This window comes from Methanosarcina thermophila TM-1, from assembly GCF_000969885.1.
Lineage (GTDB): Archaea > Halobacteriota > Methanosarcinia > Methanosarcinales > Methanosarcinaceae > Methanosarcina > Methanosarcina thermophila.
Map to the genome: position 1 here is coordinate 854685 of NZ_CP009501.1, position 13134 is coordinate 867818.

A 13134-nucleotide genomic window follows, 5' to 3' on the forward strand; every position below is an offset into this window, starting at 1 on the left:
GATTGAAGACCTGATACCTAATAAATTAAACTACTGTTTTAAAATAAATCAACTCAGAGCACTCCTTATATTTAATTATTCTCAAAGGAAATTTATCTCAGAGGAAGAAGCGTTGCCTGCAACTAAATAAAAAGATTTAACCATAGATCTCAAACCTTGCCTTTACAAACAAGTTCAATAATTTTCTCAGCAATTTCGTTAATATTTTCTTTTCCTTTAAGTTTTATTGAAAAATCAGCATATTTCCGGTACAGCGTCATCCTTTCTTCAAAAAGTTCTTTCAAGCTCCTGTCCCTGAGTCCTACTATCCCTCTTTTTCTTGCATTGGGAAGCCTTCTTATAATACTTCTGAAGGGAGCATCCAGAAAAACTATTTTCGATATCTTCTTCAGATGTTCCATGGCTTTTTCGGAATAAACCACACTCCCGCCAGGGGAAATGATGCAGTTGTCAACCTGACCAAGCTTCAGGATAGCTTCTTCTTCAAGCCTGATAAGAGCTGAGTCCCCTTCATTATCAATCAGGGTCTGAAGGGGCATTCCTATATTTTCCGTGATCAGGCGATCCACATCGATAAAAGTGTAATCAAGGCGTTTTGCAAGTACTCTTCCGACAGTGCTTTTTCCTGCTCCTGCCATCCCGATTAATGTTATGTTCATTGACGCACTCTTCTCAGTTCTAGAAATAAAGGAATCCGCTATTTGAGGTTTTCCTACACAAAGGTCAGAGAAATATAAATCATTCGGACAAGATATGTTCTCCAGCTATATAATGTACAATGGTGCCGTTTATCCGAAAGGATCTTTACTTGCGTATAACCTGCCGGGATATATACCATATCCTGTGGTAAATAAAATTGTAGGCTACAAAGATTCCTGGGTAAAAAAGAAAAAAATAGCTTGCCTGGGCGTTATATTCTGAAAGCTGCCAATAGCCCAGATAGAAATATATATTTAATAACGGTCATAAGGTTTATTAAAAATAAGGACATTATGAAAAAGTATAAGAAACCTTAAAGATTAATTTAGAAGTAGATGGTAGGGTCGAGTCCCTATTCTCGTCCCTACCTGCGATCCAACCCAAAGATTAAGAGGAAACCCTATTACTCTTAATCTATATCCTATAGCGGTGTGGGGCTATATATCATAACCGACCCAAAAAAAAGCTCTTAAGCCTAATTTTTAAGCACATTTTGCATTTTTTCTCTAGCAAAATTTTTAATCACATAAAAATATTTAATCAAAACATGAAATTAAATTAGAATTAAAATATTGATTGTTGACGGCATCAATAAGTGAATTAGCGCTAAACTAAAGACTTAGCGGCTTTCTAAGTCATCCTTTCCTCCATTGAGACAAAGTCATACAGGCTTTTGTTTAAAAATAGAAATAAAGGATTTTTAGATTCAATGACAAGTTTAGAAGAATGATAGGAATCCATTTTCAGTCCGCGGATTCCTATCGATGATCCCAACCCCATAAGATTGAGAGTAAGCTCACAACTCTCAACCTGTACTCCCTGATATACTATTTTGAGATATATATTATAACCTGTCTAAAAAATAATTTCTGATTAAAATTTAGCGAATAGGCAGATATTTTTTGACCCTTTAAAATTTTAAAGAACGGAAAATAATGCAATACAATAAATACATACATTAAATGCATACATAAAAAACAAGTGGTATAATAGAAAAAATAAAAAGGGCTCATAAACCCTTTAAAAATTCCAGTCTTTTGGATCAAGTGCTTTGAATAGTTATTCAAGTAAGATAAGCCCTTAGAGGGGGAAAGCCGTTAAAACTTACAGAACTGTAACTCTGGGTATAGGCACCTGCCGTAAAGATATAAACCCGGTTTCCTTCCCGCATTGTATGAGGAAAAGTATACTTGTAATGTTCATAAAGAATATCCATGCTGTCGCAGGTCGGACCTGCAAGGATTACTTCCTCAGCACAGCCCTTTTTATCGCAGAAGATAGGATATTTGATGCACTCATCAAGGGTTTCTATAAGGCCCCCGAATTTGCCGATATCGAGATACACCCATTTGTACTGGTTAAATCTGGCTTTCTTGGAGATCATCACAATTTCACTTACGATTATTCCGGCATTGGCGACAAGAGAGCGCCCGGGTTCTATTATAATTTCAGGTAGCTCCTCCCCGAAGTCTTCATGCAAAAAGCGCCGGATTTCCCGTGCATAAGTCTCTAGATCATGAGCTCGCGCCTGGTATTTTGCAGGAAAGCCTCCACCAAGGTTGATCATCTTCAGATGTATGCCCTTTTCAGCCACTGCCTCAAAAAGGTACTTGCACTTGGAAATAGCATTGTCCCACTGACCAATGTCCCTTTGCTGGGAGCCAACATGAAAAGAAAGCCCATACGGCTCAAGCCCCAGTTTTTCAGCTTTCAAAATGAGCTTATAAATAAGATCGGGATGCGAACCGAATTTTCTTGAGAGAGGCCAGTCAGCCCCATCACTCTCAGTAAGGATACGGAAAAAGACTCTGGATCCTGGCGCTCTTCTGGCTAGCTTTTTCAAATCGCTCTCAGAATCGGTAACATAAAGTCTCACCCCTTTTTCGTATGCATACGCTATGTCCTTCTCCTTTTTGATAGTATTGCCGTAACTGATCCTTTCAGGCTCTACACCAAGCCTGAGAAGCTGATCAAGTTCGTAGATTGTTGCCACATCAAAATTCGAACCTTTATTCTTCAGGGCAAGCACAACCTCATCCATGGGGTTAGCTTTTACAGCATAATGAATTTTCGCAAAAGGCATTTGCTCTACCAGTTCATCATAGCTTTGCTCTATTCTCTGCAGGTCAACGATTAAAAACGGGGTTTCTTTGTCACGGGAGAATTTTTTAATTCGGTTAAACTCGTCTCTTGAGATGAAATCCTCCAGCGGAAATTCGTAATGCTCTCTTCTCAAATTTACTCCCTCTCTAAATGTAAAATGTTCTTAAATTCATGTAATTACTGGTTAATAATTTTTAGTGTTTCAACTATTTGTAATGATTATTAGGTTTATAATCAATTATTTGAGCAATGCGTGAAATAGAACGATTCAAATAAAATTTGAGGTATATAAAACTAATTGTTAATGAATAAAAAGCATAAAAATAGCTTAATTAATTAAGTATTTAATTTAAGCCGTTATATTGTGAAAAAAAGCCTAATTAAAAGGGTTTTTTATATTAAAGACAGTAAAAATCTTTTTAACTCTGTAGAAGAAACTAAAAATCGTAGACAATTCAGAAATATGCAGAGATAATTTTACCCTTTAAAGAGGATATTAAGAATCTAAAGCCTGATAGAAACATTATTAAGCAGTTAAATACTGTTAAGAGACCTGTATATATGTATTTCCATCAGAAAGCTATTATTAAACCATTTTCACTGATATCAAATTTATGAATTTTCTAAGTAATTTTAATATGTACTGGACAGATGCTTCTTTCGGGTTCTGAGCAGTGCTATCAGTAGAGCGATTCCAGAGATTACGAGTCCGTAAATTATGACCTCCAGGCTTAGCTGGAAAAAAAGAAATACTGCAGAGAGGGCACCAAGAAACGGGAGCAGGGGAAAACGCCCGATATTCAGGGGTACTTTATAAGGACGATTTCTGTCGGGGTCAGTATAACGAAGCTTTATGAGGGAAAGATTGACCATGAAAAAGACAATAAAGATCATGAAATTAGAAATATTTGCAACAACTGCAATATCCCCTAGCAGCACAAACAGGGCTGAGAAACAGACAACCCCAAAAATTGCGACCCATGGAGTATGGTATCTGTGATGCACCCTGGAAAGACTTTCTGGAAGCGACCCTGCATCTGCCATGCCATAAACAATCCTCGACCCTCCAAGCATAACCACAAGTACAGTATTCATAGTGGAAAAAAGGGCAATCCAGGACATAAGGACAAAAGCGTCACTCCCAAGAGAAACAGCAACAACATCAGCAAGCGGAACATTTGAAAGTCCCAGAATACGAAAATCGAGCACGCTTACGGCGGTTACTGCCACACACATATAAAGAAGAACAGTAAAAAATATAGCAATAAGCAGGGCTTTTGGCGTAGTTTTTTCAGCTTCTTTCGTTTCCTGAGACAATCTCACAACATCTTCAAACCCGAGAAACGCAAAAAAAATCAGAGTTGAAGCCTCAAAGACTCCTGCCAGATCAGGAGCCTCAAAATAATTTACCGTCCCAAGGTAGGGGAACCCGGTGTAAATGACAATTAAAAGCCCAGTTACTTCTATGAGACTTATAATACTAGCCAGCCTAGCAGATTCTTTTATCCCATATACCATAATAAAGCTGAGAAAAATAAACAGGCATATTATCCCTAATAAATACTCGATTCCGAAAAGGCTGCTGAAATACCTGCCGAATCCCAGAGCAATCGCAGAGGCTGTTATTACTACATAACAGATAACGAGCAATCCAATAAATAAGCCAGCGCGTTCTCCGAAGGCTCTTTTTACAAATTCATACTCTGCTCCAGCTCTGGGATACATGGAAGAAAGCTCCATATAACTAAGGGCGGAAAGTGCAGCCGCTGCCCCAGCAAAGAGAAAAGAAAACCAGACCATATTGCCTGCAAGCCCTGCAGCTTTTCCCATAAGTACATAAATCCCGGCTCCTAAAATATTACCAATTCCTACCAGAGTAGCCTCCAGCAAACTCAATTCCTTTTTTAGCTCAGATTCCCCTTTCATAAAAACCCCTGCGTCCAGAACTTGGGATTCAGGACAAAGATAATCTAAAAACTGGATAGACCTGTTAGAAAGATTATTTTCTGAAGGTTTATAATCAAGTCTATGTTACCTTTCTTTCCAAACTACCCTTTTATATAATGCTCAAATCCCAATACTTTTATAATGCTCTAATCCCAATAAAAGGCTTAGTTTCCGGAAACAAATTTAGTACAGACATTATGCCTACAGTAAGCTTATGCATAAGTGTAATCCTGAGCTTCAGTAACTTATGTTCCTATTCTCCATTAATTTGTCAGATTTGCATAAAAAGAAAATAAGTTGAGAATCGTAATTTCGATTCCCACCTTAAATGTAGCGCCGTAAATAGTTGCCAAAAAAGGCTGGTAAGGTCTCCAAACTGGATCAAATCCTTTTACGGATGAAAGGAGCCTTACAAGTACACTAAAAAAGGGTTCTCAAGGTCTGAATGCAGAGACTTCTCAGGTTGTTTTCATTTTTTGTGCAAGCTCTCGACCAATATCCTCAATCTTTTTCAAATCTTCTTCTCTAGGCTTGCCCTTCACCTGAAGTGTTCCAACAACTTCCATCTTTGAAGGAACAAGAATATCCCCTGCCTGTTTCAAAGCTCCTCCGCCCCAGCCAAAGGACCCGAGTATAACTCCATACTTTGCAGGTGGATTGAGAGCTTTTACAAGGTAAGTGCCGTAAACGGCAAGAGGGTGCATGCCTGCAAGGACGGTGGGAGCCCCAAGGATAATAGCACGGGAATCGACCAGTTCCCTTGCGATATCTCCTGTATCGGAAACTGCAAGGTCATAAATCCTGACATCTATACCTTCTTTCATCAGCACTTCGGCAATAGTTTTGACCATAAGCTGTGTGGAACCCCACATACTCACATAGACAATAAGGGCTTTATTTTCTGTCTCCCCTGCTGTCCATTTTGCATAGGGCTCAAGTATACGCTGAGGATTTTTATAAATAGGTCCATGGCTCGGGGCAATAATCTCAATATCAAGATCCTTTATTTTTTCAAGAGCCTTTGCTCCCATTTTCCCAAAAGGCATCATTATTTCCCCATAATAGCGTTTTGCAAGAGGAATAAGGTCTTCCAGGTCTTCATCGTAAATGCCCTGGGCTGTGTGAGCCCCGAAGAAATCACATGGGAAAAGTACCCTGTCTTCAGGCAGGTATGTGAACATGGTTTCAGGCCAGTGAAGCCAGGGAGCTTCGATAAAGCGCAGGGTTTTGCCTCCCAGGTCAAGCGTATCTCCTTCGGCAACGACCTTAACCCGACCCTCAGGAAGTTCATGGTACAGGCTTGCCATCTTCACGCCTCTTTCCGTAGTAATAAGCACTGAGGCAGGAGCCCTATCCATGATATAACGAATAGCATTGGCATGATCTGGTTCAGCATGATTCATAATAAGGTAGTCCAGTTTCTCGAGGCTGGAAACCATATTTATCTTATTTTCGAACTCCTCTTCGAAACCTGGGTTCACGGTATCTATGAGAGCTACTTTTTCTTGTCCTTTCACAAGGTAAGCGTTATAGCTCGTGCCCTGAGGCAATGGGATCAAAGCATCAAACATTCGGCGGTTCCAATCTTTTGCCCCAACACAGAATACGTCTTTGGCAATCTCAGGAATACTGTAAGTCTCCATATTTTTCCTCCATCTTCCCAATGCAATAAAATTGGCTCAAAATGGGAAGTAGATAAATCTCCATCCACTTCTTCAATTTGAGAATTGAACTTATTTAATGGTTATATTGTTCTCGTATGATATATTTATTAGGCAAAACCCTTAACTGACGAAACCTCAGCGGAAGGGACTTTAACTGGCATCTCAATTTAATCATTCAATATAATTTATAATTAAGAATAGAGCTATGCTATCTCTGTTCTTTTATTTCTTTTATAAAAACAATAAAGGGAAAACTTTATATAGACAGCAGTAAGTTATCTACTTCCTAGCAGGCAAGAGTTTAAAAAATTATAGCCAATGTGGCTACCCGTGAGCCTGAAAATTATTCGGAATTAACAGGATTTTAGCGCCCGAATATGCAGTAAAAAAGAAGGGATAAGCATGAAACCATCATCTATAAAAATGAATCCTAATAAGCTGGTACAGTATCTCAACAAACCAGCAGATGAATTCACCAAAGAAGACATCATGAAGTTTATCAGGGAGAATGGCATAAAGATGCTCAACTTCCGTTATGCTGGCGGGGATGGGAGACTTAAAGCCTTAAACTTCGTCATAAGGAGTGAAGAGCACCTTGATACAGTACTTTCCACCGGAGAAAGAGTGGACGGTTCCAGCCTATTCAAATACATTGAAGCTGATTCAAGCGACCTTTATGTCGTGCCTAAATACCGCACTGCTTTTGTAAATCCATTTGAAAAGATCCCGACCCTTGACTTACTCTGCTCATTCTTTGACAAAGATGGGAATCCTCTTGCAAGTTCAGCCGAAAATATCATGAAGAAGGCTCACGATGTCCTTAAGGAGAAGACAGGCTACGAGTTAAATGTAATGGCTGAACTCGAGTATTATGTTATTTGCGACAAAAACAAGATTGACACTGACTTCCCGGCTGTTGATCAGAGAGGATATCATGAGGCAGGACCTTTCACAAAATTTGAGCAGCTCAGGAAGGATACCATGCTCGCTATTGCTGAAGCTGGGGGATTAATAAAATACGGGCACTCTGAAGTCGGAAATTTCACTGACGATAAATACTACTACGAACAGAATGAAATCGAATTCGAAACCACAAATATTGAGGACGCTGCTGACCGTCTGCTCATTGCAAAGTGGATGCTCAGAATGATTGCAGCCCAGTATGGAGTCACTGTCAGTTATTCCCCGAAAATTACAGTTGGAAAGGCAGGCAGTGGACTGCATATCCACATGAAGCTCATGAAAGACGGCAAGACCGCAACTGTTGACGATGAAGGAAAGCTGAGTGATCCTGCAAAGAAAGCAATCGCTGGCTGCCTGGATATCGCTTCAGCAATTACCGCCTTTGGGAACACGATCCCGACATCCTACCTGCGCCTTGTACCTCACCAGGAAGCTCCAACAAACATCTGTTGGGGAGACAGAAACCGTTCTGCACTCATTCGCGTACCTCTTGGATGGACCGGTGATGCAAGCAAAATGATTACCATTGCAAACCCGAACTATTCTGAAGATTTCAAGAATTTCCACGGCAGACAGACATATGAATTCCGTGCTGCAGACGGCTCTGCTAACATTTATCTCCTCCTTGCCGGACTTTGTGTTGGTACCCGCCATGGTCTTGAGATGGAGAATGCCCTTGAGCTTTCAAAGAAACTTTACATTAATGTGAATATCTTCAAAGAGGAACACAAAGACAGGCTTGCCGAGCTAGAACACCTGCCTGCGTCCTGTTATGAGTCAGCTCAGGCTCTGAAAGCAAAGAAAGAGATCTTCATGCAATACGATGTATTTACTGAAGGTATGCTTGACGGAATTATCAGCAGCCTTGAAGCTTACAACGACTACCAGCTCAGTGAGAGGCTCTACGGCAAGAACGAAGAAATCAGGAAACTTGTGGATCAGTACATCCACATTGGCTGAGACTGTTTCAGCATTTGAAAAACTTTTCTATCCTGAAAAACACAGATCTCTGCTCCTCAGAAAGCAGGGATCTGCCCAAAACAATTTCTTAAAAATCCATTTTCTATAGTTTCAAGAGACAATCTTTTATTGCTTTTGACATCAGCTTTTTATCGCTTTTGACATCAGTTTTCTTCGTTTTTTAGCCAATCTTTCTTACTACTTTTGACTTCAGACTTCTTCATAACTTTTCACTTAAGGTTTCTTTACCCAGTTCTTACCTGACTCCCATCCAGTGAGTTTATCCATTCTAGTTTTACCCCTTCTGACTTTTTAGCACTGCTTTGCACAGTTCATTCTAGTTTTACCCCTTTTGACTTTTCAGCACTGCTTTGCACAGACGCTTCAGGTTTCACATCCAGAGCTGAAATTCAGGGTTTATTTTATCTATCTTAACGAAATCTATAGGTAGCGTAAAGTGATAAAACCCGAATTAAGTACCCGAATTGATCAGAAATGAAAAATAACAGCAATCCAGAAAAACCCATTAAAAAAGATAGAAACCTCCATGAAAACCCTGTTCCAAAAATAACTATAATCAGCTCTGCTCCCGACCTTGCCAGCCAGAATATTAAAGCCCATCTCCTTAGCCTTGAGGAGTGGGAAATTCTTGAGCTCCCTGAAAATTCTGGATTCTCTGCTGCCTGGGAATCAAGGGATGGAAAATTCAGGCTTATCGAAATCGAAGAGATGCATATTTTTCAGGACGGGCTCGACAGAAGACTCGAGAACATAGGGCTGCCAGCCTCTCTTATAATTTTTGCATCCAAACATCGGAGTAAAGAAGAAATCTCTTCCCTGACTGTACATTGCACAGGAAATCCCTCAGATGAAGCAAGGCTTGGAGGCTGCCCTAAATCCCTTGCGGTTTCCTCCCCGGCTGCCATGAAATCTATTCTTATGGAAATGAAGCGCCTGGCTGAACAAAAAAATCTGAAGTATGATGTCACCCTTGAAGTAACCCATCATGGACCCACAGAACTCTCCGTTCCATCGCTTTATGCCGAAATTGGAAGCACCGAGGTGCAGTGGAAAGATCCTGATGCAGGCGAGGTTGCCGCAAAAGCCATCCTTGCAGTTTCCCTTGAGAAAGTGCCTACTGCTCTCGGTTTCGGAGGCGGGCATTATGCCATACGTCAGACAGGACTTCTGCTTGAAACCGGAATCTCTTTCGGGCATAATTTTCCCAAATACCAGCTGGAATTCGTGGACGAAGCCCTGATAAGGCAGGCTATTGAAAAATCAAAGGCTGATTTTGCTTATTTTGACAGGAAATCCATGAAGAGCGAAGATAGGCACAGGATTTCCGAAATCCTTGATAAATTGGGGCTCAAAGTCCTCAAAGAATCTGAGATCAGGGAACAGTACGGGTATGAGAGTTTACAGTAATAATAAATTATATAGGATAATAAATTATATAGGGTGACTGCTGACTTTAGGGAAAATATTTTAACTGAAAAAGCTATCTTCTGAGGAATAATACTTAGAAAAATAATGGAAAACAGTAGAAAAATGAGCTTAGCGATCCTATATTCTAGAAAACTATCACTAAGCTCTTTTTCCAGTCATTCGCAATGTTTTTACACATCATAAATTTGTCTAAGCTTATTGCTTCAGTTTCATAGGTTCTCCGCAGCATGTTACATCGCCGGTACAGCAGGCTTCTGAGGCGCAGGTAACGTCTCCACATTCTTTTACAACCTCAAGCTCAAAACCACATCTTTCGCAGCGAAGAACCTGCCCCAGTTTCAAATCTCCACAATTCATCTTCATACCACCTCAATTGCTTGATAGAAAAGGTATGTAATTTAGATTCAAGCTGATTTTGAAACAATGTTTCTGAACACTGGTCTGTAAAGCCTGAACCGTAAGGAAGTCAAGGAATAATATGTTGCGAATTATTTGAATGTGAAAAATAATCTGGCAAATTTCTGGCAATAACAGAGATTACTGGATTAAACATAGAGATATTATTTATATAGTTGAGTCATATAGAATTAATATGTTTGACCAGGACCTGATCCGAAAACTGCTGGATGAAGGCACAATTAACCAAGCTCAGGCCGAAAAAATGTGAGCTGACCTTGAGGAATATCAAGCGGAGCACAGGTCAAAAAAGCAAATTATTGCCTTTTCTATAATAGGAGCAATATTGCTTGGGATTGGTGCTTCCTCTTTGTAGCTTCCAACTGGGAAAAGATAGGAGACATTTTCCGAATAATTCTTCTTGCAGGAAGCACTGTAAGAATACATTATGCTGGCTATTACCTGAGATATGAAAATCAGAAATATCCGAAACTGGGTTTTGCCCTGATTTTCCTTTCAGCTCTGTTTTTTGGAGCAAGCCTCTTTTTGATTGCCCAGATTTACAATATCAATGCAAACAACAGTACCCTTGTACTGGTATGGCTTCTTGGGGTTTCTCCACTTATCTAGGGCTACAGGTGTACTGCAGTTGCCGGGCTTTGCTCTTTACATTTTACCTCTGGATAAGCCTTCTGTACAATGAGAGAATTGACCTTCGTGAAATGATAAACATCCTGGGTCTTTACCTTATATCAGGCATTGCCCTCTATTTTACGGGAATTTTGCATGAGCTGTCAGAAAAAGTAAAACATGCTGCAGCAGCGTTTAAGTTCGTGGGGCTACAAGCTGTTCTCCTTCTAATATTTATACAGACTTTTAGATTCTGGGTGTCAAAAGACAAAGAGATTGTTCCCGTAATTCATGTTTTTTTAGGGATTCTTTCCTGGCAGTCCTGCTATTAAAACCGTTCCGATCAAAGCTTAAAGATTTCCAAACAGGCATGAGCATGGCTGCAAGTTTGCGGGAGTGGAACAATAAAAAGCTTCAGTTTGAGCGCCAGAAACTGTAGAATCATAAAAGATACATTGAGAATATGCGGATGAACCAGAAGAAAATCCTTTATTTAACCCTTATTTTCTGGCTCCTGATTTTCTCAGGCTTTATTGCTTATAAAGAATACACCCTCAGGACCGGCACTGAAGTTTTGCTCAAAACCCTGCCTGTAGATCCAAGGGACCTTTTCAGGGGAGACTACGTCACCCTTAATTATGAGATCAGTACCCTGGATATGGAAAGGATTGAGGCTGAGAATTCCTATTTCTACTACAGTGATCCTGTATATCTGTCACTGAAACTGGAAAATGGGTATGGCATACCTAAAAAAATCTACACAACCCCACCAAAGAATGAACTTTACATCAAAGGTAAGGTAAAAGATATCACATATGACTGGGAAGCAGAAGAGAACACCATTAAGGAACTCAGAGTAGATTACGGCATTGAAAGCTATTTCGTTCCTGAAGGCAGGGGAATCGAAATCGAGATAGAACAGCAGACAGGACGAAAACAGATTGATGCAAAAGTTATCATCGATAAATACGGAAATGCAGTAGTTAAAAGTTTATTAATCGATGGAGAAGAAATTGAGTTTTAAGCTTAAACCTTTTAAAAAAGGCAGTCTGCCTAATTCTCTGTAAATTTTCCGTTTTTTGAACTGGAGGGATGTTAATTTAAAAAGAATATCATGGGATATTTTCTTGAGAAAAATCCCCTATCCCGTTATAGTTTTTCCGAAAAAATATAAGTGTTCAAGCTTGCTTTTGAACTTCATTAATTAATTGTGCCGTCATGACTGTGTTTCCAATAGAAAAAAGATATATAATGAACGATAAAAGCCACCCAATTACAGGAACAAAGAGCATTGCAACCGTACATATAGATGTAACCAGTGCTTTTTTATCTTCCGAAACGTACACATATCCCCATCCTGGCACAAGAGATAACAGGAACGCCAGAGCTACAACTTTTTGCCCCTTCTCTTTCTCAATTTCACGACATTCTGGACAGAATGTGCTCCTTTTTCCCGCATATTCTAAAGTTTTAAAACAATTAACACAGTACGAATATTTTGATTTCACAATTCCCACTAATTTTGTCCGTTTATCTTCCCCATAAGTATACATATGCCCCAAGTTAAATACCACCTTTAAATAAAGTATATATAATAAAACTCATGAATGTATAAAAAAGTGATGTACATAAAAAATTATATTCAGAAAGTATCAAACGTTAGTATCATGAGTTTACTGTAAAGTTAAGAGTCGATGTTTTGTATACTGTGTGTAAATTTGTTTTTTGATCTTGGTGAAAGAGCGAAAACCCTGAGCAACATTTCGATGCGCGGTTTATTGAGTGCAGAAGTTCTGGCTAAAGAGGTTTGACCGAAAATTATATAATTAGGTAAATCCTAACTAATAAATCAGATCGAGATGAGGGAGAAAAAAGAGCATTTGTTCATAATTTTTGAAAAATTGATCAAAATTAAAAGCGAATGCTCTTCTCAAATCTTCTCAGAGTGTGGGTTATCGGATCTTACGCTCAAGCAGATCGAATATTTAAGAGCCATAGATGAAAACGAAGAAGTAACATTTAGCAAGCTTGCTAAGATCACAAGCAACTCAAAGCCCACCATTACCGAGATGATTAACAAGTTTGTCAAAATGGAGTGTGTCTATAAGGAGAGATCCAAGGACGATGGTAGAATTTTTTACATCCGTCTTACAGAGAAAGGGCATGCTGTAGCCCATGCTGAGGAGCACGCTTTATCACAGGTTATCGAGAGGATAGCAAATTCGCTGGATGAGAAAGAGATGGACATGCTTATCAAAATTCTTGGAAAGATAAGGTAATTTTTTTTGTCCGCAAAAAAAGTTAGGTAAATTGAAACTAAATA

At 39.4% G+C, this 13134-nt stretch carries 13 protein-coding genes; 7 read left to right on the forward strand and 6 right to left on the reverse strand.

Going from position 1 to position 13134, the window contains the following annotated elements:
- Positions 1–149: 149 nt before the first annotated feature.
- Positions 150–659: a shikimate kinase gene (locus tag MSTHT_RS03620; protein WP_048166601.1), complete on the reverse strand. Its 510-nt coding sequence runs from the start codon at positions 657–659 to the stop codon at positions 150–152.
- Positions 660–753: 94 nt separating this feature from the next.
- On the opposite strand from MSTHT_RS03620, the gene MSTHT_RS14345 reads away from it, so the two are divergent.
- A complete protein-coding gene (locus tag MSTHT_RS14345) occupies positions 754–921 on the forward strand; it encodes a hypothetical protein (RefSeq protein WP_156149705.1) in 168 nt (55 codons plus the stop codon).
- Between the two features lie 841 nt (positions 922–1762).
- Here the strand turns inward: MSTHT_RS14345 and MSTHT_RS03625 are convergent.
- From MSTHT_RS03625 to MSTHT_RS03635, 3 genes are all read right to left on the reverse strand, one after another.
- Entirely contained in the window at positions 1763–2935 is a 1173-nt protein-coding gene (locus MSTHT_RS03625) for a type III PLP-dependent enzyme (protein ID WP_048166602.1), read from the reverse strand.
- Positions 2936–3435: 500 nt separating this feature from the next.
- Positions 3436–4728: an APC family permease gene (locus MSTHT_RS03630; protein ID WP_048166603.1), complete on the reverse strand. Its 1293-nt coding sequence runs from the start codon at positions 4726–4728 to the stop codon at positions 3436–3438.
- A gap of 479 nt (positions 4729–5207) precedes the next feature.
- Positions 5208–6392: an FprA family A-type flavoprotein gene (locus MSTHT_RS03635; protein WP_048166604.1), complete on the reverse strand. Its 1185-nt coding sequence runs from the start codon at positions 6390–6392 to the stop codon at positions 5208–5210.
- 423 nt (positions 6393–6815) lie between these two features.
- Here MSTHT_RS03635 and MSTHT_RS03640 point away from each other — a divergent pair, with 423 nt between their 5' ends.
- Together MSTHT_RS03640 and MSTHT_RS03645 are read left to right on the forward strand one after the other, a co-directional pair.
- Positions 6816–8336, forward strand: coding sequence for a glutamine synthetase family protein (locus MSTHT_RS03640; RefSeq protein WP_048166605.1), 1521 nt, complete (start codon positions 6816–6818; stop codon positions 8334–8336).
- 495 nt (positions 8337–8831) lie between these two features.
- Positions 8832–9764, forward strand: coding sequence for a D-aminoacyl-tRNA deacylase (locus MSTHT_RS03645; RefSeq protein WP_082086747.1), 933 nt, complete (start codon positions 8832–8834; stop codon positions 9762–9764).
- Between the two features lie 216 nt (positions 9765–9980).
- Here the strand turns inward: MSTHT_RS03645 and MSTHT_RS14750 are convergent, their stop codons facing one another.
- Positions 9981–10142, reverse strand: a complete 162-nt coding sequence (locus MSTHT_RS14750; RefSeq protein WP_181952253.1) for a hypothetical protein — start codon at positions 10140–10142, stop codon at positions 9981–9983.
- 453 nt (positions 10143–10595) lie between these two features.
- On the opposite strand from MSTHT_RS14750, the gene MSTHT_RS15485 reads away from it, so the two are divergent.
- The 3 genes from MSTHT_RS15485 (at position 10596) to MSTHT_RS03655 (ending at position 11835) form a co-directional block, all read left to right on the forward strand.
- Positions 10596–10811: a DUF2157 domain-containing protein gene (locus MSTHT_RS15485; RefSeq protein ID WP_394297017.1), complete on the forward strand. Its 216-nt coding sequence runs from the start codon at positions 10596–10598 to the stop codon at positions 10809–10811.
- Positions 10781–11143: a hypothetical protein gene (locus MSTHT_RS03650; protein WP_149761834.1), complete on the forward strand. Its 363-nt coding sequence runs from the start codon at positions 10781–10783 to the stop codon at positions 11141–11143. Before MSTHT_RS15485 ends, MSTHT_RS03650 begins: the two co-directional genes overlap by 31 nt.
- 137 nt (positions 11144–11280) lie before the next feature.
- On the forward strand, positions 11281–11835 hold the full coding sequence (locus tag MSTHT_RS03655) for a GDYXXLXY domain-containing protein (protein WP_181952254.1): 555 nt from the start codon (positions 11281–11283) through the stop codon (positions 11833–11835).
- A gap of 154 nt (positions 11836–11989) precedes the next feature.
- Here MSTHT_RS03655 and MSTHT_RS03660 read toward each other — a convergent pair whose 3' ends face one another.
- Entirely contained in the window at positions 11990–12373 is a 384-nt protein-coding gene (locus tag MSTHT_RS03660; protein ID WP_048166608.1) for an RING finger protein, read from the reverse strand.
- Positions 12374–12712: 339 nt separating this feature from the next.
- Here MSTHT_RS03660 and MSTHT_RS03665 point away from each other — a divergent pair, with 339 nt between their 5' ends.
- Complete coding sequence (locus MSTHT_RS03665) at positions 12713–13090, forward strand: MarR family winged helix-turn-helix transcriptional regulator (RefSeq protein ID WP_231588178.1); 378 nt, start codon at positions 12713–12715, stop codon at positions 13088–13090.
- Positions 13091–13134: the final 44 nt, after the last annotated feature.

Excerpts from the sequence above, each read along its gene's own strand:
- MSTHT_RS03620 (WP_048166601.1), bottom strand. The coding sequence starts at position 659 with ATGAACATAACATTAATCGGGATGGCAGGAGCAGGAAAAAGCACTGTC.
- MSTHT_RS03655 (WP_181952254.1), top strand. The coding sequence starts at position 11,281 with ATGAACCAGAAGAAAATCCTTTATTTAACCCTTATTTTCTGGCTCCTG.
- MSTHT_RS14345 (WP_156149705.1), top strand. The coding sequence starts at position 754 with ATGTTCTCCAGCTATATAATGTACAATGGTGCCGTTTATCCGAAAGGA.
- MSTHT_RS03645 (WP_082086747.1), top strand. The coding sequence starts at position 8,832 with ATGAAAAATAACAGCAATCCAGAAAAACCCATTAAAAAAGATAGAAAC.
- MSTHT_RS03640 (WP_048166605.1), top strand. The coding sequence starts at position 6,816 with ATGAAACCATCATCTATAAAAATGAATCCTAATAAGCTGGTACAGTAT.
- MSTHT_RS03635 (WP_048166604.1), bottom strand. The coding sequence starts at position 6,392 with ATGGAGACTTACAGTATTCCTGAGATTGCCAAAGACGTATTCTGTGTT.
- MSTHT_RS14750 (WP_181952253.1), bottom strand. The coding sequence starts at position 10,142 with ATGAATTGTGGAGATTTGAAACTGGGGCAGGTTCTTCGCTGCGAAAGA.
- MSTHT_RS03630 (WP_048166603.1), bottom strand. The coding sequence starts at position 4,728 with ATGAAAGGGGAATCTGAGCTAAAAAAGGAATTGAGTTTGCTGGAGGCT.
- MSTHT_RS03650 (WP_149761834.1), top strand. The coding sequence starts at position 10,781 with ATGGCTTCTTGGGGTTTCTCCACTTATCTAGGGCTACAGGTGTACTGC.